Here is a 19920-nt window from a genome sequence, read left to right on the forward strand (position 1 = left end):
CGACGTTCGCGCGCCGAATTAGGCCGTCGCGAGCTCTGCCGCCGCCCGCATATCGGCCCAGCGCGCCGTCCGGCGGGCTTCGGCCTCCGCGTCCGTGCCCCACTGCTCGATGTTCCAGTCCTCGTCGAGATGGGCGAGCGTCCAGGCCTCGGCGGGATCGAGATGGCGCTCGCGAACGGCCAGGGCGAGAAGGAGCGACCCGGTCAGCGTCGTCATCTGATGCAGGGCCGCGAGCGCGAAGGCATCCTTCTCGCGGTCGAGCCGCCGGCCCATCGCCGCGAGCGTCTCGGCCGGCTGGGCGACGTGCATGATGCCGCTGGTGGTGAGGAACAGGCCGCCGGCATGCATCTCCGCCCACCGCAGAACGGGGTCCCAGCGCTCCGTCTGGCGGAGCACCAGCGCGTCCGGCGCGTCCGCGCGGTAGAACAGGAGATCCGTCTCGGCGTATTGCCGGAGCTCGGCGCGCACGGCGGGCGGATCGTCCAGGACGCCGTCGATGACCGTGTTGACGAGGCGCGTCACCGGCATGGTCGCGGGATCGATGCGCTCGCCCTGGCCCTGCCATTCGGCCGCGATCGACGAGGCGACGTTCAGGTGCGGAACGACGAGGGCGCGACGCCCCGGCGTTCGCAGCGGCCGTCCGTCGAGGCGGACCCCGTGCCCGCCCTCCTCCGGTTCGACCGTCGCGGCGCTGTAGAACTTCTTCGGCAGTTCGTTGGTGCGGATGTCGCTCATGCCCCGACCGTCATCGCCTGAGAGGAAGGATCGGCCGTGCCCTCTGCGAAGGCGACGAGGGCCTCCAGCAGCGCCGCGACGTTCGGCACGACGCGCCCCGCCCCGGCCGCCAGAAGCGCCTCGGGCGAACCGGCGCCCCAGGCGACGCCGAGCGCCTCGGCACCGGCCGCTCCGGCCATCTGCATGTCGTAGACGGAATCCCCGACCACGATCGCCTCCGCCGGTCGCACGCCCAGCTCGGCGCAGCATTCCAGCACCATGGAGGGATCCGGCTTGGACGGGCAGTCGTCCGCCGTGCGGACGGCCTGGAACAGGCCCTCGATCCCGTGCTTCTGCGTGACGATCCGCACGCCCCGCCGCGACTTGCCCGTGACGATGCCGAGACGAAGCGTCTCGCGCGCGGCGAGCGTGCGCAACATCTCCTCGACCCCGGGAAACAGCCGCTCCTCCATCGCCGGATCGTTGCGGATCTGATGGAAGGTCGTGCGATAGAGATCGACCAGCCGCGCCAGCTCGTCGTCCCCCGTGGCAGGCGTCAGCCGATGGATGGCGGTCGCGAGCGAAAGGCCGATCACGCCTTCCACGTCGCGGTCGTCCGGGCGGGGAAGGCCCGCCTGCTCGAAGACCCGCCGCATCGTTCCGACGATGAGATGGAAGCTGTCGGCGAGCGTGCCGTCGAGATCGAAGAGGATCGCGCGCATCAGTCGTCGAGCGCCGCTTCGTCGAAGCCGAAGAGGTTCCAGGTCTGGACCATGTGGGGCGGCAATGGCGCGACCTGATCGATGACGCCGCGTCCGCTGGGATGCGGGATCACGATCCGGCGCGCGTGGAGGTGCAGCCGGTTCTGCACGCCGCCGGGAAACTCCCAGTTGGTGTCGTGCTCGAAATATTTCGGGTCGCCCAGGATCGGGTGCCCGAGATGGAGCGCGTGGACGCGGAGCTGGTGGGTGCGGCCCGTATAGGGCTCCATCTCCAGCCAGGCGAAGTTCTGCGCGACCTGATCGATGACGCGATAGTGCGTGAGCGCGTGGTCGGCGCCCTCCTCCCCGTGCCTGGCGACACGCATGCGGTCGCCGTCCGGCGTCATCTCCTTGACGAGATAGGTGGAGATGCGCCCCTCGTGCGGGGCCGGAACGCCCTTCACTAGCGCCCAGTAATGCTTCTTGGTGTCGCGCTCGCGGAAGGCCTTGGTCAGCGAGACGGCCGCGCCGCGCGTGCGCGCGACGACGAGAATGCCGGACGTGTCCCGGTCGAGGCGGTGGACGAGGCGGGGCTTTTCGCCCTTCTTGGAGCGCCACGCCTCCAGCATCTTGTCCACGTGGCGCGAGACGCCCGAGCCGCCCTGAACGGCGAGCCCGGCCGGCTTGTTGAAGACGAAGACCTTCTCGTCCTCGTAGATCAGCATCTGGGAGAGGACGTCGCCGTCGTGGCGGTCGCGGATCGTGTTGGCCGTCAGCGGCGCGACGCGCATCTTTGCGCTGTCCACGCCCATGGGCGGCACGCGGATCATCTGGCCGGATTCGAGCCGCGTGTCGGTCTTCGCGCGGCCGCCGTCGATGCGGACCTGACCGGAGCGCAGAAGCTTCTGCAGATGGCCGAAGCCGAGCCCCGGATAATGGATCTTGAACCAGCGATCGAGCCGCAGCCCCGCCTCGTCCGCCTCGACCCTGACCTGTTCGACCGACGACATCGCGGCACCCTTCTCACGTTCCGGGCTCTCCGTAGAGCATTTCCGGCCGAAGCGGAAACGCTTCGACCGGAACCGCCGAAACGCGCGGAACCGTCAGCCGAAATGGCGGCCGAGCAGAAGGCCGGCCAGGACGGCGGCGAGGCTGAGAAGGACGGAGGAGAGGACGTAGACGACGGCGGGCACCCATGCGCCGCGCTCGTAGAGGGCGAGCGCGTCCAGCGAGAAGGCGGAAAAGGTCGTGTAGCCGCCGAGAAGGCCGGTGAGGAGAAGCAGGCGTAGCGGTTCGGAGGCGCCGAAGCGCCGGGCGATGAGTTCCAGTCCGAGCCCGATCAGGAAGGAGCCGGTGACGTTGACGAAGAGCGTTCCGGCCGGAAAGCCGACGCCGGCGAGCTTCGCCGCGCCCATCGTCACGCCGTACCGCGCGACCGCGCCGATGGCGCCGCCGAGCGCGACCATGAGGACGTTCAGCATCGTCAACCGCGCTCCGCCCGAAGCCGCGCCCAGCGCTCCATCCGTTCGGCGATGCGGACTTCCGCGCCCCGGTCGGTCGGGCGATAGAAGCTCTGGCGGCCGAGCTCGGTCGGGAAATAGTCCTGCCCGGAGAAGGCGTCCGGCGCGTCGTGATCGTAGGCGTAGCCCGACCCGTAGCCCTCGCCTTTCATCAGCTTGGTCGGCGCGTTCAAGATGTGCTTGGGCGGCAGGAGCGAGCCGTTCTCCTTGGCCGCGCGCATCGCGGCCTTGTAGGCGACGTAGCCCGCGTTCGATTTCGGCGCGGCGGCCAGATAGATCGTCGCCTGCGCCAGCGCGAGTTCCCCCTCGGGGGAGCCGAGATAGTCGTAGGCGTCCTTGGCGGCGTTGGCGACGACGAGGGCGTTCGGGTCGGCCAAGCCGATGTCCTCCACGGCCATGCGCACGAGACGGCGGCCGAGATAGAGCGGCTCCTCGCCGGCGTCGAGCATACGGCAGAGATAGTAGAGCGCCGCGTCCGGGTCCGACCCGCGCACGGATTTGTGCAGGGCGGAGATCAGATTGTAGTGGCCGTCCTGGCTCTTGTCGTAGACCGGCGCCCGGCGCTGGACGATCCGCTGAACCCCTTCGGCGTCGAAGGTCTCGCCGTTGCGCGCGGCGCGCCACAGCTCTTCGGCGAGCGTCAGGATCGCCCGCCCGTCGCCGTCGGCCATGCGCAGGAGAACCGCCCTCGCCTCCTCCGTCACCGGCAGGGCACGGCCCTCCGTCGCCTCCGCCCGCTCGAGCAGGCGCGACAGGCTCGACGCGTCGTGCGGATGGAAGGTGAGCACGCGGGCGCGCGACAGAAGCGCGGCGTTCAGTTCGAAGGACGGGTTCTCGGTCGTCGCCCCGACGAGAACGACGGTCCCGTCCTCCATCACGGGCAGGAAGGAATCCTGCTGCGCACGGTTGAAGCGATGGATCTCGTCGACGAAAAGCAGTGTGCGCCGTCCGTTCGAGCGCCTGAGACGCGCGGCCTCGAAGACCTTCTTGAGGTCCGCGACGCCCGAGAAGATCGCCGAAATCTGCTCGAAGGCGAAGTCGACGCCCTCGGCCAGAAGCCGCGCGACGGTCGTCTTTCCCGTGCCGGGCGGTCCCCAGAAGACGACGGAGCCGAGCGTGCCCGAGGCGAGCATGCGCGTCAGCACGCCCTCCTCGCCCGTCAGATGCTCCTGGCCGACGACCTCGGACAGCGCCTGCGGCCGGAGCCGGTCAGCCAGCGGGCGCGAGGGATCCTCGCGCGCGGGCCGGTCGCGGGATGTCGGCCGCTCGGGCGGCGGCGAATCTGCGAAGAGATCGGCCATGGTCCTGCCTCGCTCGGCGCTCAACGCACCGTCTGGGACAGGCGTTGGCCGTCCCGTTCGATCTCGTAGTGCCACCCGCGGCCGCCGCGCGCCAGCATGCGCTCCAGATCGGCGCTCGACGAGACCTCCTGTCCGTTCAGCGACAGGATGACGTCGTTCTCGCGAAGGCCGAAGCGCTGGGCGTTCGATCCGCGCTCGACGCCGGTCACGACGACGCCCCGAAGCGTCTGGGGAAGCTCACGCTCGTCGGCGAGGCGCGGGGAAAGGTTGGCGACCGACGCGCCCTCGAAGGGGGTCTGGCCGCGAAGCCGACGCTCGTCGCGCGCCGGAACCTCCGGGGCGGGCGCGAGCTCGATCGGCACCGTGCGTTCCTCGCCCTGGCTGAGGACGGTCAGCTGCGCCTGCCGTCCGAGACCCGCCGTCGCCAGCCGGTAGCCGAGCGCATCGGGACCGTCGAGCGCGAAGCCGTCCATGGAGGTGACGACGTCACCGGGACGTAGACCCGCCGCTTCGGCCGGCGCCCCCTCGGCCACCGAGGAGACGAGCGCGCCGCGCGGACGGGACATGCCGAGCGCCTCAGCGATGTCCGGCGTCACCGGCGCGAAGCTGGCACCGATATAGGGCCGCTCGAAGCGCCCTCCCCGTTCGGCCGCCTCGACGAAGGCGCGCACCATGTTGGAGGGAATCGCGAAGCCGATCCCCATCGAGCCGCCGGAGCGCGAGAAGATCGCCGTGTTCACCCCGACGAGCTCGCCGCTCATGTCGATGAGCGCGCCGCCCGAATTGCCGGGATTGATGGCGGCGTCCGTCTGGATGAAGAAGCCGAAATCGCTCACCCCGACATGGCTTCGCGCCACCGCCGAGACGATGCCGCTCGTCACCGTCTGGCCGATGCCGAAGGGATTGCCGATGGCAAGGACCAGATCCCCGATCTCGGCCGTATCCGAATCGGCGATCGGAACGACCGGGAAGGCCTCGTCCGCGTCCTCGATGCGCAGGACCGCGAGGTCGATGCGCGCGTCGCGGATCAGGATGGTGGAGCGGAACTCACGCCCGTCCGCCAGCGCGACGCGAACCTCGTCGGCGCCTTCGATCACGTGATTGTTGGTGACGACGAGGCCGCTTTCCTCGACCACGACGCCCGAACCCAGAGACGATTCCATGCGCGGCCGGCTCTGGAAGCGGTTGCCGAAGAACTGTTCGAAGAACGGGTCGCCCGCGAAGGGCGAGCGGGACTGCACCTGCCGGGCGGCATAGACGTTGACGACCGCCGGCGCCGTCTCGCGCACCAGCGGGGCGAAGGTCAGATCGATCTGCGCCCGGCTGGCCGGAACGGTTCGCTCGGGCTGTTGTGCTTCGGCCGGCGGGACCGACGATTGCGCGATGCGCTGCGGCAGGCCGCTCGCCCCCGCCCAGGCTCCGGCCGCCAACGCTCCGAGCGCCACGAGGACAACGACGCTGGACTTCTTCATACGACCGTCTCCGGGATCCGACTCAACGAGCAGGCCGAGAGATATCCGGGACCATGGACACTAAAAAAGGGCCATCCGGCCCTTTTCGCATTTCGACTGTCGTCGGCGTTCAGTCGGCGACGGCGACCGTCTCGACCTGAACAGTCTCGTCCGGGAGATCGGCCGTCGCGTAGCTCGCGGTGAGGATCGCAAACGCGGCAAAGCCCCCGAGGAGCGTCAAGAACGTGCGCCGCATGGACAGCTTTCCACCGGTCATCTCAAGGTCAGCGTTGCTCATGGCAAATATTGATCCGCGTCTACTTTCGCGCTCTTTCCAGCTCGCGAGCGTCCCTACTTGCCACCAGAATGTTTCCGGGCGGAGAAGGTTGCCGGTGGAGGGGAAAAATCGTGTCTCGTGAATGACCCTCTTATGACATGCCGCAGGTGGCGCCCGCTATCGCCCGCCGGCAACACCCACAGCATCCTCCAACTTACACACGCTTTTGATTCAAATGGTTAATGTCCCGACGGCCTATCGCGCCGGACGCGGTTCGGGAACGAGCCCGTGTTCGACGAGGCTCGCGGCCGCGTCGGCGACGGCCGTCTCGGGCGAGCGGAACTCGATTCCCAGAACGCTGCGTGCCGGCGTCGCGTCCAGGCTTCGCTCCGGGTCGAGTTCGTTGCGCAGGAGGGCGGCCTGCGACGAGACGAGACCGGCGAGCCGGACGAGCGCGTTCGGAAGCGTCGCCGCCGGAAGACGACGCAGGGTCGGATAGGCTCGGCGGAGCGCCGCGCCGATCTCCAAGAGCGAACGCTCGCCCGCCGACAGGACGAATCGCCGGTTCCTCGCGTCCGGAACCGTCATGGCACGCAGATGCGCCTCCGCGACGTCGCGCACGTCGACGATGCCGAATCGGGCCTTCGGCACCAGTGGCATCATCCCCTTCATCATCATCGCCAGGATCGAGAGCGACGTTCCCGCGTCGGCATCGAGCCCCGGCCCGAGAACGAGTGCGGGATTGCAGACGGAGAGCTCCGTCGAGCTTCCCGCAAGAGCGTCCCAGGCCGCGCGCTCGGCCAGCGTCTTCGACACGGCGTAGGACGAGATCGAATCGCTCTCCACATTCGAGAAGTCGGCTTCGCCGAAGCGCTTTCCCCGCCTCCCGTCGTGCCCGTGATAGACCGAGACCACCGACGAGGTGAGAACGACCCGCTCGACGCCCGAGCGCTTCGCCGCCTCGACGACCCGCAGCGTGCCGCCTCTGGCGACCGGGACGAGGCCGAACTTGTCGCGCGGCGGGGAGGACGGGAACGGCGAAGCGGTGTGCTGGACGAAGCGGCAGCCCTCGGCCGCCCCGTCCCAGCCCGCGTCCCTCGTCAGGTCGAGCTCGACGACCTCCAGCCGCTCGAGGTCGGCCCCTCGAGCACCGAGGGTGCGACGCGTCTCCTCTCCCTTGGCCCGGCTGCGCACCGTCGCGCGGACCCGGTAGCCCGACTGGAGCAGGCGAAGCGCGACATGCTTGGCGATGAAGCCGGACGCGCCGGTGAGGAGAACGGTATCGGCAGAAGCGGTCATCGGCGGGTTCCTTCCCTCGCAGGCATCAGACCCCCAAACGAAAAAGGGCCCCTTTCGGAGCCCTTTCGTCGTTCGAAAATATCTGCGCCTGAAATCAGGCGGCTTCGCTCTCGTTGCCTTCGGCCTCGAGGCGGGCCCGGTCGGCCGAGCCGCGCGCATCGACGTCACGGTCGACGAACTCGATGACGGCCATCGGCGCGTTGTCGCCACGGCGGAAGCCGGCCTTCAGGACGCGCGTGTAGCCGCCGTTGCGGTCGGCGTAGCGCGGGGCCAGCGTGTCGAAGAGCTTCCGGATGACGGTCTCGTCACGGACCTGGCTGATCGCCTGACGACGGGCGTGCAGGTCGCCGCGCTTGCCGAGCGTGATCATCTTCTCAACGATCGGACGCAGGTCCTTCGCCTTGGGCAGCGTGGTGACGATCTGCTCATGCTCGATGAGCGAGGCCACCATATTGGCGAACATCGCTTTGCGGTGCTCGTGGGTGCGGTTGAGCTTGCGGCCGCGATTGCCGTGACGCATGGGGGTCTTCCTTCGAAATGCCGGCTCTTCGGCCGGGGGTCGGCATCCTCGCGTTCCCTTGAAGCGGGTCGCATGTGCCTTTGAATGATTGTGGCAGTGCTGGACCGCCGACCCGATCGGGCCGGCGGTCCACGTTTCGTCAGTACTGGTCTTCGTAGCGCTTGGCCAGATCGTCGATGTTCTCGGGCGGCCAGGCGGCCACTTCCATCCCGAGATGGAGACCCATGGAGGCGAGAACCTCCTTGATCTCGTTCAGCGACTTGCGGCCGAAGTTCGGAGTGCGCAGCATCTCCGCCTCGGTCTTCTGGATGAGGTCGCCGATATAGACGATGTTGTCGTTCTTCAGGCAGTTCGCCGAGCGGACCGAAAGCTCCAGCTCGTCGACCTTCTTGAGGAGCGCCGGGTTGAAGGCGAGCTCCGCGATCGCCTCGTCCGTGTGGCCGCGGCTGTCGCGCTGCGGCTCCTCGAAGTTGACGAAGACGGCCAGCTGGTCCTGCAGGATGCGGGCGGCGTAGGCCACCGCGTCCTCGCCGGAGATCGAACCGTCGGTCTCGATCTCCATGGTCAGCTTGTCCTTGTTCAGGTCCTGACCCTCGCGGGTGTTCTCGACCTTGTAGGACACCTTCTTCACCGGGGAGAACAGCGAGTCGACCGGGATGAGGCCGATCGGGGCGTCCTCGGCCCGGTTCCGGTCGGCCGGGACGTAGCCCTTGCCGGTGTTCACGGTGAACTCGATCCGGATCTCGGCGCCCTCGTCGAGGGTGCAGATCTCGTGGTTCGGGTTCAGGATCTCGATGTCGCCGACGGTCTGGATGTCACCGGCGGTCACGACGCCCGGCCCCTGCTTGCGCAGGACCATGCGCTTCGGGCCCTCGCCCTGCATGCCGATCGAGATTTCCTTCACGTTCAGGACGATGTCCGTCACGTCCTCGCGCACGCCCGCGATCGAGGAGAACTCGTGCAGCACGCCGTCGATCTGGATCGCGGTCACGGCCGCGCCCTGGAGCGAGGAGAGGAGCACGCGGCGCAGCGCGTTGCCGAGCGTCAGGCCGAAGCCGCGCTCCAAGGGCTCGGCCGTCAGCGAAACCTTCGTCCGGCTGCCGCCCTTGAACACGATCTGGTTCGGCTTGGTGAGGTCCTGCCAATTGCTGGCGATCATGGTCTTTGCCTTTCAGCTGCCCCGCCACCATCCAATCGTGGCGATGGGCGTCTCATGAGAAGGATCCCCCTCCTCGAACGGGCAAATCCGCAGCGCCGGATGAGCGCTGCGGTTCAGTCTCTCGGCTTTCGCGAGCCGCTTAGACGCGGCGCTTCTTGCGCGGGCGAACGCCGTTGTGCGGGATCGGGGTCACGTCGCGGATCGAGGTGATGGTGAAGCCCGCGGCCTGCAGCGCGCGCAGCGCCGACTCACGACCCGAACCCGGACCGCAGACCTCGACCTCGAGGGTCCGCATGCCGTGCTCCTGCGCCTTCTTGGCCGCATCCTCGGCCGCGATCTGCGCCGCGAACGGGGTCGACTTGCGCGAGCCCTTGAAGCCCTGGGCGCCCGCCGAGGACCACGCGATGGCGTTGCCCTGCGCGTCGGTGATCGTGATAAGCGTGTTGTTGAAGGAGGAGTTCACGTGAGCGACGCCCGACGTGATGTTCTTACGCTCGCGACGACGAACGCGCTGTGCTTCCTTGGCCATTTTCTATCCTTGGATATCGACACCGCCGTAATACCGGCGGCTCCACCTGGCGGGACCTCGAACGGGCCCCGCCGAACGAGCGGGCGGCGCGAGGCCGCCCACCGATGATTACTTCTTCTTGCCGGCGATCGCCTTCGCCGGACCCTTGCGGGTGCGGGCGTTGGTGTGCGTGCGCTGGCCACGGACCGGCAGGCCGCGGCGATGACGCAGACCGCGGTAGCAGCCGAGGTCCATCAGGCGCTTGATGTTCATCGAGGTCTCGCGGCGCAGGTCGCCCTCGACGCGGTAGTCGCGGTCGATCATCTCGCGGATCTGCAGAACCTCGGCGTCGGTCAGGTCGTTGACCCGGCGCTCGGCGCTCAGGTTGACCTTCTCGACGATCTCCTGCGCGAAGCGCGGGCCGATGCCGTGAATGTACTGAAGCGCGATGACGACGCGCTTGTTGGTCGGAATGTTGACGCCTGCAATACGGGCCATCGGACATTTCTCCATGTGGGCCGGCGAGCCGGCGCGTTGACAAGACCCGCGTCCGGTGGAGGCCGGCCCTTGCGGGGGCACCGCAACGAAACGATCGGCGCTGCCCGCTGGGGCGGCCCGATCGCGATTCTTCGATGAGGATAGGTGGCAGATAATCGAGCCGAAGCGTCGAGTCAACGCTTCGGCTCTTGACTTTGGCGAACTACGCCTCAGCGATCTCGATCACAGCGTCGATCGCCTTCGAGACCTCCTCGATCGAGGCCATGCCGTCGATCGAGTGGAGAAGCCCGCGTTCCCGGTAGTACGGACCGACGGCGGCCGTCGCGGCCTTGAACTCCTCGAGCCGGCGATGGAACACCTCCGGCTTGTCGTCCTTGCGGACCGGCTTGCCGGCGGCGGCGGTCTCGGCGGCGCGCTTCTCGATCCGGGCGACGAGAGCCTTCTCGTCGACCTGGAACTCGATGACCGCGTCGATCTTCCAGCCGCGCTCCTGGAGCATGGCGTCCAGCGCCTCGGCCTGCGGGATCGTGCGCGGATAGCCGTCGAGGACGAACCCGTTCCTGGCGTCCGGCTCGTCGATCCGCTCCGCGACGATCCCGTTGACGATCTCGTCCGAGACGAGTTCGCCGGCGTCGATCACGGCCTGCGCCTTCTTCCCCGTCTCCGTTCCGGCGGCCACCGCTGCCCGCAGCATGTCGCCGGTGGAAAGCTGCGGCGTGCCGTACCGATCGATGAGGCGCTGCGCTTGTGTCCCCTTCCCCGCCCCCGGCGGCCCAAGCAGAATCAGTCTCATTTATCGGTTACCCCGCCTTCCTCCACGCAGCTTCGCCTTCTTGACGAGGCCTTCATATTGATGCGCCAGCAGATGCCCCTGGACCTGCGCCACCGTGTCCATCGTCACCGAGACGACGATCAGGAGCGACGTCCCTCCCAGGTAGAAGGGAATGCCGGCGGTCGAGATCAGGATCTCCGGCAGGAGACAGACCACGACCAGATAGATCGCGCCGACGACCGTGATGCGCGTCAGCACGTAGTCGATGTATTCCGCCGTGCGCTCGCCCGGACGGATGCCCGGAATGAAGCCGCCGTGCTTCTTCAGATTGTCGGCCGTGTCCTTCGGATTGAAGACGATGGCCGTGTAGAAGAACGCGAAGAAGGCGATCATCGCGGCGTAGAAGATCATGTAAAGCGGCTGGCCGTGGCCGAGGGCGGCCACGACGGCCGTCGCCCAGGACGGCAGCGTCGTCGTGTCGGCGAAGTTCGCCGCCGTCACCGGCAGGAGCAGCAGCGAGGACGCGAAGATCGCCGGGATGACGCCCGCCGTGTTCAGCTTGAGCGGCAGATGCGAGGTGTCGCCCTGGAACATGCGGTTGCCGACCTGGCGCTTCGGATACTGGATCAGAAGCCGGCGCTGGGCGCGCTCGAAGAACACGATGACGACGATGCAGCCGAGCGCCGCCACGATCACGAGGAACAGGACCGCGAGCGACAGCGCGCCCGTGCGGCCGAGCTCGAGGAGCTGCGCCAGCGCGCCCGGAAGGTTCGCGACGATGCCGGCGAAGATGATCAGCGAGATGCCGTTGCCGATGCCGCGCGCGGTGATCTGCTCGCCGAGCCACATCAGGAACATGGTGCCGCCGACCAGCGTGATGACGGCGGACAGGATGAAGAAGGCGCCCGGCGAGACGACGATGTTCTCGGAGGACTGGAGGCCCAGCGCGATGCCGTAGGCCTGGATCGTCGCCAGCAGGACCGTGCCGTAGCGCGTGTACTGGTTGATGACCTTGCGGCCCTGCTCGCCTTCCTTCTTCAGCTGCTCGAGCGACGGAATGACCGACGTCATCAGCTGGATGATGATGGAGGCGGAGATGTACGGCATGATGCCGAGGGCGAAGATCGCCATGCGCTCGACAGCGCCGCCGGCGAACATGTTGAACAGCCCGAGAATGCCGGTGGACTGCTGGCTGAACGCCTGCGCCATGGCCTCCGGGTTGATGCCCGGCATCGGGATGTAGGTTCCCAGACGGTACACGAGCAGAGCGCCCAGCGTGAACCAGATGCGCTTCTTGAGGTCCGTCGCCTTCGAGAAGGCAGCGAAATTGAGGTTTGCGGCAAGTTGTTCCGCGGCCGATGCCATCGTCGATGCTCTCCGGGTTGTCCCCAGCGGCGCGCGGGGCCGAATCGAGACGTCGATGGCCTCAGGAGCGCGCCGAGTTCAGTCTATGTATGCGGTCCGTGCCCGCCGCAACAGACGAGAAATGACGTCGGCGTGGCGAACAGCGCAGCGCGCGCGCCGAACGGCAGCAAACGGGCGACCCAAGGCCGCCCGTTCGCACATTCCATTGTCAGGCGGAGGCTTCTTCGGCCGCCTGCGGCAGCTTCACGGTGCCGCCGGCCTTCTCGACCTTCTCGATGGCCGCCTTCGACGCGCCGTCGACGGCGATCGTCAGCTTGCCCGAGACCTCGCCGTCGGCAAGGAGACGGACGCCGTCGCGCGAGCGGCGAAGAAGGCCCGCGGCCTTCAGCGCCGCCGCATCGATCTCGGCCGACGCGTCCAGACGACCCGCCTCGATCGCCTGCTGGATGCGGGCGAGCGACACGATGTTATAGTCCTTCGCGAAGATGTTCACGAAGCCGCGCTTCGGCAGGCGACGGTAGAGCGGCATCTGGCCACCCTCGAAGCCGTTGATCGCGACGCCCGAACGGGCCTTCTGACCCTTCACGCCCCGACCGCCGGTCTTGCCGGAGCCAGAGCCGATGCCGCGGCCAACGCGCTTGCGCGAGTGGGTCGCGCCGGGGACGTCGGAGAGTTCGTTGAGTTTCATGTTCGCTTCTCCCGGCTTACTGGCCGTCGACGACGCGGACGAGGTGGCTGACCTTGGCGATCATGCCACGCACGGCCGGAGTGTCCTCCAGCGTCCGCGTGCGGTGCAACTTGTTGAGACCCAGACCGACGAGCGTCTGGCGCTGGTCGGCGGGGCGGCGAAGCGGGCTTCCGATCTGCTGAACGGTGATCGTAGCCCCGGTCTTTTCCTTGGCCATGGTGAGGCTCCTTCAGAAATGGCGTTGAAGACGATGCGCGTGGGCGCGATCAGTCTTCGGTGCCGACCAGGTCGCTGCGACGCGCCTGCAGGGTGGAGTACTTGATGCCCCGACGGGCCGCGACGTCCTTCGGGTGCATCTGACCCTTCAGAGCGTCGAAGGTAGCGCGAACCATGTTGTAGGGGTTCGACGAGCCGAGCGACTTCGCGACGACGTCGTGCATGCCGACGGCCTCGAAGACGGCGCGCATCGGACCGCCGGCGATGATGCCGGTACCGGCCTCGGCGGCGCGCAGGATGACCTTGCCGGCGCCGTGACGGCCGTGCGAATCGTGATGCAGCGTGCGCGCTTCGCGCAGCGGCACGAAGATCAGGTCGCGCTTGGCGGCTTCCGTCGCCTTGCGGATGGCCTCGGGCACTTCGCGTGCCTTGCCGTGGCCGAAGCCGACGCGGCCCTTGAGGTCGCCGACGACGACGAGCGCGGCGAAGCCGAAGCGACGTCCGCCCTTCACCACCTTGGCGACGCGGTTGATGTGAACCAGCTTGTCGACGAAACCGTCATCCCGCTCGTTGCGGTCGTTCCGTTCGTTGCGAGGCGCCATATCCTGTTCCTTGTTCTTTTCCGGAGGCGTCTTCGGGAATGGTCCGCCGAAACGGACGGACCGGCTTAAAGCACGATCCGGCGCGCGGGGGAACCGCGGCGCCGGGCGTGCATCTCAGATTTTCCTGACGGCGGGCCCTGCGGCCCGTCGGATCAGAAGTTCAGGCCACCCTCGCGAGCGGCGTCGGCCAGCGCCTTGACGCGGCCGTGGTAGATGAACGCGCCGCGGTCGAAGACGACGTCGGTGACGCCTGCTTCCTTCGCGCGCTCGGCCACCAGCTTGCCGACGGCCGCGGCGGCCGCCGTGTCGGCGCCCGTCTTCAGGTCGCCGCGCAGCTTCGGATCGAGAGACGAAGCGGACGCCAGCGTGCGGCCCTCCGAATCGTCGATGACCTGCACATAGATGTTCTTGGACGAACGGTGCACGGACAGGCGCGGGCGCCCGTTCGCAACCTTCTTGATCGTCCGACGGACGCGCTCGGCGCGGCGCCGGAGGGTATCCTTCTGCGTAGCCATGTTCGCGCCTTACTTCTTCTTGCCTTCCTTACGGACGATCTTCTCGCCCGCGTACTTCACGCCCTTGCCCTTGTAGGGCTCGGGACCGCGATACTCGCGGATTTCAGCGGCGACCTGACCGACCTGCTGCTTGTCGATGCCCGTGACGACGATCTCGGTCGGCTTCGGGACGGCGACCGTGATGCCCTCGGGCACCTGGTAGACGACGTCGTGGCTGAAGCCGAGGGCGAGCTGCAGGTTCTTGCCCTGCATCGCGGCACGGTAGCCGACGCCGTTGATCTCGAGACGCTTCTCGAAACCCTTGTCGACGCCGGTCAGGATGTTGGCGATCATCGTGCGGCTCATGCCCCACTTGGACCGCGCGTCCTTCGACTGGTCGCGGGGATCGACCTTGACCCCCCCGTCTTCCATCTTCACGAGCACTTCGTCGTTGACGACGAAGGCGAGCTCGCCCTTCGGGCCCTTCACGCGGACGGTCTGGCCGTCGACGGAAGCCGTCACGCCACTCGGAACCGCTACGGGCTTCTTACCAATACGAGACATCGTAGAACCTGTCGGTTTCAGTCAGCTTGCGATCCAAAGCCAGGTCAGAAGACCTGGCAGAGGACCTCGCCGCCGACATTCTGTTCACGGGCGCTGTGGTCGGCCATCACGCCCTTGGGCGTGGAGAGCACCGAAATGCCCAGGCCGTTCGCGACGTTCGGGATCGTCTTCGAGGAGACGTAGACCCGACGGCCCGGCTTCGACACGCGGCTGATCTCACGAATGACCGGCTGGCCCTCGTAGTACTTCAGCTCGATGTTGAACTCGGACGTGCCGTTCTCGAACGTCGTCTCGGTGTAGCCCCGGATGTAGCCCTCGTCCTTCAGGACGTCGAGCACGCGGGCGCGCAGCTTGGAAGCCGGCGTCGCCACCGAGTTCTTGTTGCGCATCGTCGCGTTGCGGATGCGGGTCAGCATATCGCCGAGCGGATCGGACAAAGCCATGATCGTCTCTCCTTACCAGCTCGACTTCACGACGCCGGGGATCTGGCCGTTGTTGCCGAGGTCCCGGAGCGCGATACGGCTCATCTTGAGCTTGCGGTAGTAGGCGCGCGGACGGCCCGTCACCTCGCAGCGGTTGCGGATCCGCGTCTTCGACGAATTGCGCGGCAGCTCGGCGAGCTGCAGCTGCGCACGGAACCGGTCCTCCATGGAGGCGGACTGGTCCGTGGTGATCTTCTTCAGCGCTTCGCGCTTGGCGGCATACCGAGCCACCAGCTTCTCGCGGCGCTTGTTCTTCTCGACGGCGCTTTTCTTGGCCATGTCGTCTTATCCTTTTCGCCTGCCGTTACTGGCGGAACGGGAAGTTGAGCGCCGTCAGAAGGGCGCGCGCTTCCTCGTCGGTGTTCGCCGTCGTACACACGATGATGTCCATGCCCCACATCTGATCAACCTTGTCGTAGTTGATCTCGGGGAACACGATGTGCTCCTTGATGCCCATGGCGAAGTTGCCGCGGCCATCGAAGCTCTTGGGGTTCAGCCCACGGAAGTCGCGCACGCGCGGCAGGGCGATCTGAACGAGCCGGTCGACGAACTCGTACATCTTGTCCTTGCGAAGGGTGACCTTCGCGCCGATCGGCATGTTCTCGCGGACCTTGAAGCCCGCGATCGAGTTGCGCGCCTTCGTGATCACTGGCTTCTGGCCGGCGATGCGGGCGAGGTCCTCGGCCGCGACGGAGGGCTTCTTGGAGTCGCCGGTAGCCTCGCCGACGCCCATGTTGATCACGACCTTGTCGAGCCGCGGCACCTGCATCTCGTTCTTGTAGGAGAACTTCTCGAGCAGCTGCTTGCGGATCTCGTCGCGGTAGACCGCCTTGAGGCGGGGTTCGTAAGCGGCCTCAGCCATCGATCTGGTCTCCGGTCGTCTTGGCGAAGCGCACCTTCTTGGCGTTCTCGCCCTCGCCCACGAACTTGAAGCCGACGCGCGTCGCCTTGCCGTTCTTGTCGGTCAGCGACAGGTTCGACAGATGGATCGGGGCTTCCTTGTTGATGATGCCCGCTTCCTGGGAGGCGGTCTGCTTCTGGTGACGCTTCACCATGTTGACGCCGCGCACGAGAGCGCGATCGTCCTTCGGCATCACCTGGATGACCTCACCGGTGCGGCCCTTGTCCTTGCCGGCGAGCACGACGACGTTGTCGCCCTTCTTGATCTTCTGCATCGTCCGGTCCTCAGAGCACTTCGGGGGCCAGCGAGATGATCTTCATGTGGTTCTTGCCACGAAGCTCGCGGGGAACCGGGCCGAAGATACGCGTGCCGACCGGCTCCTTCTTGTTGTCGATCAGGACGGCGGCGTTCCGGTCGAACCGGATCACCGAACCGTCCGCGCGACGGATGTCCTTGGCGGTACGAACCACCACGGCCTTCATCACGTCGCCCTTCTTCACGCGGCCGCGCGGAATGGCCTCCTTGATGGAAACGACGATGATGTCGCCCACCGAGGCATACTTCCGCTTCGAGCCGCCCAGCACCTTGATGCACATGACCCGACGGGCGCCGGAGTTGTCCGCGACATCGAGGTTAGTCTGCATCTGAATCATGTCAGGCCGCCTTCATTCAACGGTCGGGCGGCGCTTGCGCCGCGCCGGCCCGAATGTCCTAGAGTTCAGTTCGACGCCGCGGCATCCGCGACGACCGTCCAGGTCTTGTCCTTCGAGATCGGACGCGTCTCCTCGATGGAGACGATGTCGCCGACCTTGTAGGCGTTGGTCTCGTCGTGCGCCTTGTACTTCTTCGACCGGCGCACGGTCTTCTTGAACAGCGGATGGGTGAAGCGACGCTCCACGAGCACCACGACCGTCTTGTCATTCTTGTCGGAGACCACGGTCCCCTGCAAAACGCGTTTGGGCATCGTTACTCTCTCAGGCCTTGTTCTCGGCCGCGTTCTGGCGGGCGATGGTCTTGATCCGGGCGATGTCGCGACGGATCTCCTTCACACGCGCCGTGTTCTCGAGCTGGCCCGTAGCACGCTGGAAGCGCAGATTAAACTGCTCTTTCTTCAGCGAGCCGAGCTGATCGTTCAGCTCGTCGGCCGTCTTGGTCCGGAAATCGGAAGCCTTCGTCATGGTCGAACCCTTCCTTACTCGGCGATGCGCTGGATGACGCGGGTGCGGATCGGGAGCTTGGCGGCTCCGAGACGCAGCGCCTCGCGGGCCACGTCCTCGGCGACGCCGTCGATCTCGAACATGATGCGACCGGGAGCGACGCGGGCCGCCCAGTATTCGATCGCGCCCTTGCCCTTACCCATGCGGACTTCGGTCGGCTTGGCGGTCACGGGCAGATCCGGGAAGATCCGGATCCACACGCGCCCCTGGCGCTTCATCTGACGCGTGATCGCGCGGCGGGCCGCCTCGATCTGACGCGCGGTGACACGCTCGGGCTCCAGAGCCTTCAGGCCGAAATTGCCGAAGTTCAGGAGCGAGCCGCCTTTCGAAGCACCGTGAATGCGTCCTTTGAACGCCTTCCGGAATTTCGTGCGCTTTGGCTGCAACATTTGTCTTTACTCCGAAACCTTCAAGCTCAGGCGTGCTCGCGCTCGCGCTCGCGACGACGCTGGCCGCCACCGCTGCTCGAGCCCTCGCCCTCGACCGCCCGGCGCTCGGACGCCATCGGATCATGCTCCAGGATCTCGCCCTTGAAGATCCAGACCTTCACGCCGCAGACGCCATAGGCCGTGTGGGCCTCGGCGACGCCGTAGTCGACGTCCGCACGGAGCGTGTGCAGGGGCACGCGGCCCTCGCGGTACCACTCCATGCGCGCGATCTCCGCACCGCCCAGACGACCCGCACAGTTGATGCGGATGCCCTCGGCGCCCAGACGCATCGCCGACTGAACGGCGCGCTTCATGGCGCGGCGGAACGCGACGCGGCGCTCCAGCTGCTGGGCGATCGACTGCGCGACGAGCGTCGCGTCCGTCTCGGGCTTGCGCACCTCGACGATGTTGATGTGCGTCTCGACGCCCGTCATCGAGGTCAGCTTCTTGCGGAGCTTCTCGATGTCGGCGCCCTTCTTGCCGATCACGATGCCCGGACGAGCCGAGTGGACCGTGATGCGGCACTTCTTGTGCGGGCGCTCGATGACGACCTTGGAGACCGCCGCCTGCTTCAGCTCGTTCAGGAGGTATTTGCGGATCGCAAGGTCCTCGTGGAGCAGCTTGCCGTACTCGCCGGTGTTCGCATACCAGCGCGAATCCCAGGTGCGGTTGATGCCGAGCCGGAAACCGGTCGGGTTGATCTTCTGACCCATTACGCGGCCTCCTCTTCGGCCCGCTCGCGGACCACGATCGTCAGGTGCGAGAACGGCTTCTCGACGCGGCTCGCGCGGCCACGCCCACGGGCGTGGAAGCGCTTCATCGTGATCGACTTGCCGACATAGGCCTCGGCGACGAACAGGGCGTCGACATCGAGGTCATGGTTGTTCTCGGCGTTCGCGATCGCGCTTTCCAGCGTCTTCTTGACCGTCTCGGCGATGCGCTTGCGCGAGAAGGTCAGGTCGGCCAGGGCCGAGTCCACCTTCTTGCCGCGGATCATCGCAGCGACGAGGTTCAGTTTCTGCGGGCTGACGCGGATCGTACGGGCGACTGCCTTCGCCTCGTTGTCCTTCAGCACGCGCTCGGCCTTGGCCTTGCCCATGATTACTTCCTCTTCGCCTTCTTGTCGGCGCCGTGGCCGTAATAGGTGCGGGTCGGTGAGAACTCGCCGAACTTGTGTCCGACCATGTCCTCGGAAACCGACACCGGGACGTGCTTGGAGCCGTTGTAGACCCCGAAGGTGAGCCCGACGAACTGCGGCAGGATCGTGGAGCGACGGCTCCAGATCTTGATCACCTCGTTGCGGCCACCCGAGCGAACCTTGTCGGCCTTCTTGAGAAGGTAGCCATCGACGAACGGGCCCTTCCAGACGGAACGTGTCATCTCAAACTACCCTTACTTCTTGCGCTGATGGCGCGAGCGCATGATGAACTTGTCGGTCGACTTGTTCTGACGCGTGCGCTTGCCCTTGGTCGGCTTGCCCCAGGGCGAGACCGGATGACGGCCACCCGAGGTGCGGCCTTCACCACCGCCGTGCGGGTGGTCGACCGGGTTCATGGCGACGCCGCGCACATGCGGGCGACGGCCGAGCCAGACGGAGCGACCCGCCTTGCCGAGGTTGATGTTGCCGTGGTCGGGGTTCGACACGGCGCCGACGGTGGCGAAGCAGGCGCCCGGAACGAGACGCTGCTCGCCCGAGTTCAGGCGAAGGATCGCCATGCCAGCGTCGCGGCCGACGAGCTGCGCGTAGGTGCCGGCGGAGCGGGCGATCTGACCGCCCTTCTCCGGCTTCATCTCCACATTGTGGATGATGGTGCCGACCGGCATCGCCGACAGCGGCATCGCGTTGCCCGGCTTGACGTCGATGTTCTTCGCCGAGGAGACGATCTTGTCGCCCGCCGCCAGGCGCTGCGGCGCCAGGATGTAGCTCATCTCGCCGTCCTCGTAGCGGACGAGCGCGATGAAGGCCGAGCGGTTCGGGTCGTACTCCAGACGCTCTACCGTCGCGACGACGTCGAGCTTGCGACGCTTGAAGTCGATGACGCGGTAGGTGCGCTTGTGACCGCCGCCCTGGTAGCGGGCCGTGATGCGACCGGTGTTGTTGCGGCCGCCCTTCTGCGTCAGGCCCTCGGTCAACTGCTTGACCGGCTTGCCCTTCCACAGACCCGAGCGGTCGACGATGACGAGCTGGCGAAGGCTCGGCGTGACCGGTTTGAAGTTCTTCAGTGCCATGTTCTTATCCTCGT

The 19920-nt window shown here is 66.8% G+C and carries 31 protein-coding genes; all 31 read right to left on the bottom strand.

All coding sequences use genetic code 11. The features are described from left to right. Positions 1–18 precede the first annotated feature (18 nt). Positions 19–735 (bottom strand): ATP12 family chaperone protein, encoded by a 717-nt coding sequence (locus tag AC6R2M_RS09015; protein ID WP_500481341.1) that lies wholly within the window; start codon positions 733–735, stop codon positions 19–21. After that, positions 732–1436, bottom strand: a complete 705-nt coding sequence (locus AC6R2M_RS09020) for an HAD-IA family hydrolase (RefSeq protein ID WP_500481343.1) — start codon at positions 1434–1436, stop codon at positions 732–734. Before AC6R2M_RS09020 ends, AC6R2M_RS09015 begins: the two co-directional genes overlap by 4 nt. Further along, entirely contained in the window at positions 1436–2425 is a 990-nt protein-coding gene (locus AC6R2M_RS09025) for an RluA family pseudouridine synthase (RefSeq protein ID WP_500481345.1), read from the bottom strand. Before AC6R2M_RS09025 ends, AC6R2M_RS09020 begins: the two co-directional genes overlap by 1 nt. A 93-nt stretch (positions 2426–2518) precedes the next feature. Further along, the gene (gene crcB, locus AC6R2M_RS09030; RefSeq protein ID WP_500481347.1) at positions 2519–2896 is read right to left on the bottom strand and encodes a fluoride efflux transporter CrcB; all 378 of its coding nucleotides are present in this window, start codon (positions 2894–2896) and stop codon (positions 2519–2521) included. A gap of 2 nt (positions 2897–2898) precedes the next feature. Further along, a complete protein-coding gene (locus AC6R2M_RS09035; protein ID WP_500481349.1) occupies positions 2899–4236 on the bottom strand; it encodes a replication-associated recombination protein A in 1338 nt (445 codons plus the stop codon). A gap of 20 nt (positions 4237–4256) precedes the next feature. Next, entirely contained in the window at positions 4257–5708 is a 1452-nt protein-coding gene (locus AC6R2M_RS09040; RefSeq protein ID WP_500481351.1) for a DegQ family serine endoprotease, read from the bottom strand. Between the two features lie 109 nt (positions 5709–5817). Further along, positions 5818–5943, bottom strand: coding sequence for a hypothetical protein (locus AC6R2M_RS09045; RefSeq protein WP_500481353.1), 126 nt, complete (start codon positions 5941–5943; stop codon positions 5818–5820). 276 nt (positions 5944–6219) lie between these two features. Next, positions 6220–7263, bottom strand: a complete 1044-nt coding sequence (locus AC6R2M_RS09050; protein ID WP_500481355.1) for an NAD-dependent epimerase/dehydratase family protein — start codon at positions 7261–7263, stop codon at positions 6220–6222. Between the two features lie 94 nt (positions 7264–7357). Continuing rightward, positions 7358–7783, bottom strand: a complete 426-nt coding sequence (gene rplQ / locus AC6R2M_RS09055; RefSeq protein ID WP_500481357.1) for a 50S ribosomal protein L17 — start codon at positions 7781–7783, stop codon at positions 7358–7360. Positions 7784–7922: 139 nt separating this feature from the next. Next, a complete protein-coding gene (locus AC6R2M_RS09060; RefSeq protein WP_500481359.1) occupies positions 7923–8942 on the bottom strand; it encodes a DNA-directed RNA polymerase subunit alpha in 1020 nt (339 codons plus the stop codon). Between the two features lie 139 nt (positions 8943–9081). Then, on the bottom strand, positions 9082–9471 hold the full coding sequence (rpsK, locus tag AC6R2M_RS09065) for a 30S ribosomal protein S11 (RefSeq protein ID WP_185985318.1): 390 nt from the start codon (positions 9469–9471) through the stop codon (positions 9082–9084). 108 nt (positions 9472–9579) lie between these two features. Next, entirely contained in the window at positions 9580–9948 is a 369-nt protein-coding gene (gene rpsM / locus AC6R2M_RS09070; protein ID WP_500481361.1) for a 30S ribosomal protein S13, read from the bottom strand. A gap of 202 nt (positions 9949–10150) precedes the next feature. Continuing rightward, positions 10151–10741 carry an adenylate kinase gene (locus AC6R2M_RS09075; RefSeq protein WP_500481363.1) on the bottom strand — a complete coding sequence of 197 codons (591 nt, stop codon included), beginning with the start codon at positions 10739–10741 and terminating at the stop codon, positions 10151–10153. Further along, positions 10742–12085, bottom strand: coding sequence for a preprotein translocase subunit SecY (secY, locus tag AC6R2M_RS09080; RefSeq protein WP_500481364.1), 1344 nt, complete (start codon positions 12083–12085; stop codon positions 10742–10744). A 208-nt stretch (positions 12086–12293) separates the two neighbouring features. Continuing rightward, entirely contained in the window at positions 12294–12773 is a 480-nt protein-coding gene (gene rplO / locus AC6R2M_RS09085) for a 50S ribosomal protein L15 (protein WP_500481366.1), read from the bottom strand. 16 nt (positions 12774–12789) lie between these two features. Beyond that, a complete protein-coding gene (gene rpmD / locus AC6R2M_RS09090) occupies positions 12790–12990 on the bottom strand; it encodes a 50S ribosomal protein L30 (protein ID WP_500481368.1) in 201 nt (66 codons plus the stop codon). Positions 12991–13039: 49 nt separating this feature from the next. Then, complete coding sequence (gene rpsE, locus AC6R2M_RS09095; protein WP_500481370.1) at positions 13040–13591, bottom strand: 30S ribosomal protein S5; 552 nt, start codon at positions 13589–13591, stop codon at positions 13040–13042. A gap of 152 nt (positions 13592–13743) precedes the next feature. Continuing rightward, the gene (gene rplR, locus AC6R2M_RS09100; RefSeq protein ID WP_500481372.1) at positions 13744–14106 is read right to left on the bottom strand and encodes a 50S ribosomal protein L18; all 363 of its coding nucleotides are present in this window, start codon (positions 14104–14106) and stop codon (positions 13744–13746) included. A 9-nt stretch (positions 14107–14115) separates the two neighbouring features. Continuing rightward, complete coding sequence (gene rplF / locus AC6R2M_RS09105; protein WP_500481374.1) at positions 14116–14649, bottom strand: 50S ribosomal protein L6; 534 nt, start codon at positions 14647–14649, stop codon at positions 14116–14118. A gap of 44 nt (positions 14650–14693) precedes the next feature. Next, positions 14694–15092: a 30S ribosomal protein S8 gene (gene rpsH, locus AC6R2M_RS09110; RefSeq protein ID WP_500481376.1), complete on the bottom strand. Its 399-nt coding sequence runs from the start codon at positions 15090–15092 to the stop codon at positions 14694–14696. A 12-nt stretch (positions 15093–15104) separates the two neighbouring features. Beyond that, positions 15105–15410: a 30S ribosomal protein S14 gene (rpsN, locus tag AC6R2M_RS09115; protein WP_500481378.1), complete on the bottom strand. Its 306-nt coding sequence runs from the start codon at positions 15408–15410 to the stop codon at positions 15105–15107. Positions 15411–15435: 25 nt separating this feature from the next. Beyond that, the gene (gene rplE, locus AC6R2M_RS09120) at positions 15436–15993 is read right to left on the bottom strand and encodes a 50S ribosomal protein L5 (protein ID WP_500481380.1); all 558 of its coding nucleotides are present in this window, start codon (positions 15991–15993) and stop codon (positions 15436–15438) included. Further along, positions 15986–16306: a 50S ribosomal protein L24 gene (rplX, locus tag AC6R2M_RS09125; protein WP_500481382.1), complete on the bottom strand. Its 321-nt coding sequence runs from the start codon at positions 16304–16306 to the stop codon at positions 15986–15988. Before rplX ends, rplE begins: the two co-directional genes overlap by 8 nt. A gap of 10 nt (positions 16307–16316) precedes the next feature. Further along, a complete protein-coding gene (rplN, locus tag AC6R2M_RS09130; RefSeq protein WP_472933210.1) occupies positions 16317–16685 on the bottom strand; it encodes a 50S ribosomal protein L14 in 369 nt (122 codons plus the stop codon). Positions 16686–16750: 65 nt separating this feature from the next. Beyond that, positions 16751–16996 (bottom strand): 30S ribosomal protein S17, encoded by a 246-nt coding sequence (rpsQ, locus tag AC6R2M_RS09135; RefSeq protein WP_500481384.1) that lies wholly within the window; start codon positions 16994–16996, stop codon positions 16751–16753. Positions 16997–17006: 10 nt separating this feature from the next. Further along, on the bottom strand, positions 17007–17210 hold the full coding sequence (gene rpmC, locus AC6R2M_RS09140) for a 50S ribosomal protein L29 (protein ID WP_500481386.1): 204 nt from the start codon (positions 17208–17210) through the stop codon (positions 17007–17009). Positions 17211–17224: 14 nt separating this feature from the next. Next, positions 17225–17638 (bottom strand): 50S ribosomal protein L16, encoded by a 414-nt coding sequence (gene rplP / locus AC6R2M_RS09145; RefSeq protein ID WP_500481388.1) that lies wholly within the window; start codon positions 17636–17638, stop codon positions 17225–17227. Positions 17639–17664: 26 nt separating this feature from the next. Next, positions 17665–18390 carry a 30S ribosomal protein S3 gene (gene rpsC, locus AC6R2M_RS09150; protein ID WP_500481390.1) on the bottom strand — a complete coding sequence of 242 codons (726 nt, stop codon included), beginning with the start codon at positions 18388–18390 and terminating at the stop codon, positions 17665–17667. After that, on the bottom strand, positions 18390–18776 hold the full coding sequence (gene rplV, locus AC6R2M_RS09155) for a 50S ribosomal protein L22 (protein WP_500481392.1): 387 nt from the start codon (positions 18774–18776) through the stop codon (positions 18390–18392). The genes rpsC and rplV overlap by 1 nt, the downstream gene beginning before the upstream one ends. 2 nt (positions 18777–18778) lie before the next feature. Then, positions 18779–19057, bottom strand: a complete 279-nt coding sequence (gene rpsS / locus AC6R2M_RS09160) for a 30S ribosomal protein S19 (RefSeq protein ID WP_500481394.1) — start codon at positions 19055–19057, stop codon at positions 18779–18781. Between the two features lie 12 nt (positions 19058–19069). Beyond that, entirely contained in the window at positions 19070–19906 is an 837-nt protein-coding gene (gene rplB, locus AC6R2M_RS09165) for a 50S ribosomal protein L2 (protein ID WP_500481396.1), read from the bottom strand. Between the last annotated feature and the right edge of the window lie 14 nt (positions 19907–19920).

The sequence above is a fragment of the Aureimonas sp. CAS genome (genome assembly GCF_059838215.1).

Bases quoted from the DNA above. Each gene is read 5' to 3' on its own strand.
- rplV (WP_500481392.1), bottom strand. From the start codon at position 18,776: ATGGGCAAGGCCAAGGCCGAGCGCGTGCTGAAGGACAACGAGGCGAAG.
- rpsK (WP_185985318.1), bottom strand. From the start codon at position 9,471: ATGGCCAAGGAAGCACAGCGCGTTCGTCGTCGCGAGCGTAAGAACATC.
- rpsC (WP_500481390.1), bottom strand. From the start codon at position 18,390: ATGGGTCAGAAGATCAACCCGACCGGTTTCCGGCTCGGCATCAACCGC.
- AC6R2M_RS09075 (WP_500481363.1), bottom strand. From the start codon at position 10,741: ATGAGACTGATTCTGCTTGGGCCGCCGGGGGCGGGGAAGGGGACACAA.
- crcB (WP_500481347.1), bottom strand. From the start codon at position 2,896: ATGCTGAACGTCCTCATGGTCGCGCTCGGCGGCGCCATCGGCGCGGTC.
- AC6R2M_RS09025 (WP_500481345.1), bottom strand. From the start codon at position 2,425: ATGTCGTCGGTCGAACAGGTCAGGGTCGAGGCGGACGAGGCGGGGCTG.
- AC6R2M_RS09040 (WP_500481351.1), bottom strand. From the start codon at position 5,708: ATGAAGAAGTCCAGCGTCGTTGTCCTCGTGGCGCTCGGAGCGTTGGCG.
- rpsN (WP_500481378.1), bottom strand. From the start codon at position 15,410: ATGGCCAAGAAAAGCGCCGTCGAGAAGAACAAGCGCCGCGAGAAGCTG.
- rplQ (WP_500481357.1), bottom strand. From the start codon at position 7,783: ATGCGTCACGGCAATCGCGGCCGCAAGCTCAACCGCACCCACGAGCAC.
- rplO (WP_500481366.1), bottom strand. From the start codon at position 12,773: ATGAAACTCAACGAACTCTCCGACGTCCCCGGCGCGACCCACTCGCGC.
- AC6R2M_RS09035 (WP_500481349.1), bottom strand. From the start codon at position 4,236: ATGGCCGATCTCTTCGCAGATTCGCCGCCGCCCGAGCGGCCGACATCC.
- rpsE (WP_500481370.1), bottom strand. From the start codon at position 13,591: ATGGCGCCTCGCAACGAACGGAACGACCGCAACGAGCGGGATGACGGT.
- rplR (WP_500481372.1), bottom strand. From the start codon at position 14,106: ATGGCTACGCAGAAGGATACCCTCCGGCGCCGCGCCGAGCGCGTCCGT.
- rpsM (WP_500481361.1), bottom strand. From the start codon at position 9,948: ATGGCCCGTATTGCAGGCGTCAACATTCCGACCAACAAGCGCGTCGTC.
- rplF (WP_500481374.1), bottom strand. From the start codon at position 14,649: ATGTCTCGTATTGGTAAGAAGCCCGTAGCGGTTCCGAGTGGCGTGACG.
- rpsS (WP_500481394.1), bottom strand. From the start codon at position 19,057: ATGACACGTTCCGTCTGGAAGGGCCCGTTCGTCGATGGCTACCTTCTC.
- AC6R2M_RS09045 (WP_500481353.1), bottom strand. From the start codon at position 5,943: ATGCGGCGCACGTTCTTGACGCTCCTCGGGGGCTTTGCCGCGTTTGCG.
- rpsQ (WP_500481384.1), bottom strand. From the start codon at position 16,996: ATGCCCAAACGCGTTTTGCAGGGGACCGTGGTCTCCGACAAGAATGAC.
- rplP (WP_500481388.1), bottom strand. From the start codon at position 17,638: ATGTTGCAGCCAAAGCGCACGAAATTCCGGAAGGCGTTCAAAGGACGC.
- rplE (WP_500481380.1), bottom strand. From the start codon at position 15,993: ATGGCTGAGGCCGCTTACGAACCCCGCCTCAAGGCGGTCTACCGCGAC.
- rplB (WP_500481396.1), bottom strand. From the start codon at position 19,906: ATGGCACTGAAGAACTTCAAACCGGTCACGCCGAGCCTTCGCCAGCTC.
- AC6R2M_RS09060 (WP_500481359.1), bottom strand. From the start codon at position 8,942: ATGATCGCCAGCAATTGGCAGGACCTCACCAAGCCGAACCAGATCGTG.
- AC6R2M_RS09015 (WP_500481341.1), bottom strand. From the start codon at position 735: ATGAGCGACATCCGCACCAACGAACTGCCGAAGAAGTTCTACAGCGCC.
- AC6R2M_RS09020 (WP_500481343.1), bottom strand. From the start codon at position 1,436: ATGCGCGCGATCCTCTTCGATCTCGACGGCACGCTCGCCGACAGCTTC.
- rpmD (WP_500481368.1), bottom strand. From the start codon at position 12,990: ATGGCCAAGGAAAAGACCGGGGCTACGATCACCGTTCAGCAGATCGGA.
- rplX (WP_500481382.1), bottom strand. From the start codon at position 16,306: ATGCAGAAGATCAAGAAGGGCGACAACGTCGTCGTGCTCGCCGGCAAG.
- rpsH (WP_500481376.1), bottom strand. From the start codon at position 15,092: ATGGCTTTGTCCGATCCGCTCGGCGATATGCTGACCCGCATCCGCAAC.
- rplN (WP_472933210.1), bottom strand. From the start codon at position 16,685: ATGATTCAGATGCAGACTAACCTCGATGTCGCGGACAACTCCGGCGCC.
- rpmC (WP_500481386.1), bottom strand. From the start codon at position 17,210: ATGACGAAGGCTTCCGATTTCCGGACCAAGACGGCCGACGAGCTGAAC.
- secY (WP_500481364.1), bottom strand. From the start codon at position 12,085: ATGGCATCGGCCGCGGAACAACTTGCCGCAAACCTCAATTTCGCTGCC.
- AC6R2M_RS09050 (WP_500481355.1), bottom strand. From the start codon at position 7,263: ATGACCGCTTCTGCCGATACCGTTCTCCTCACCGGCGCGTCCGGCTTC.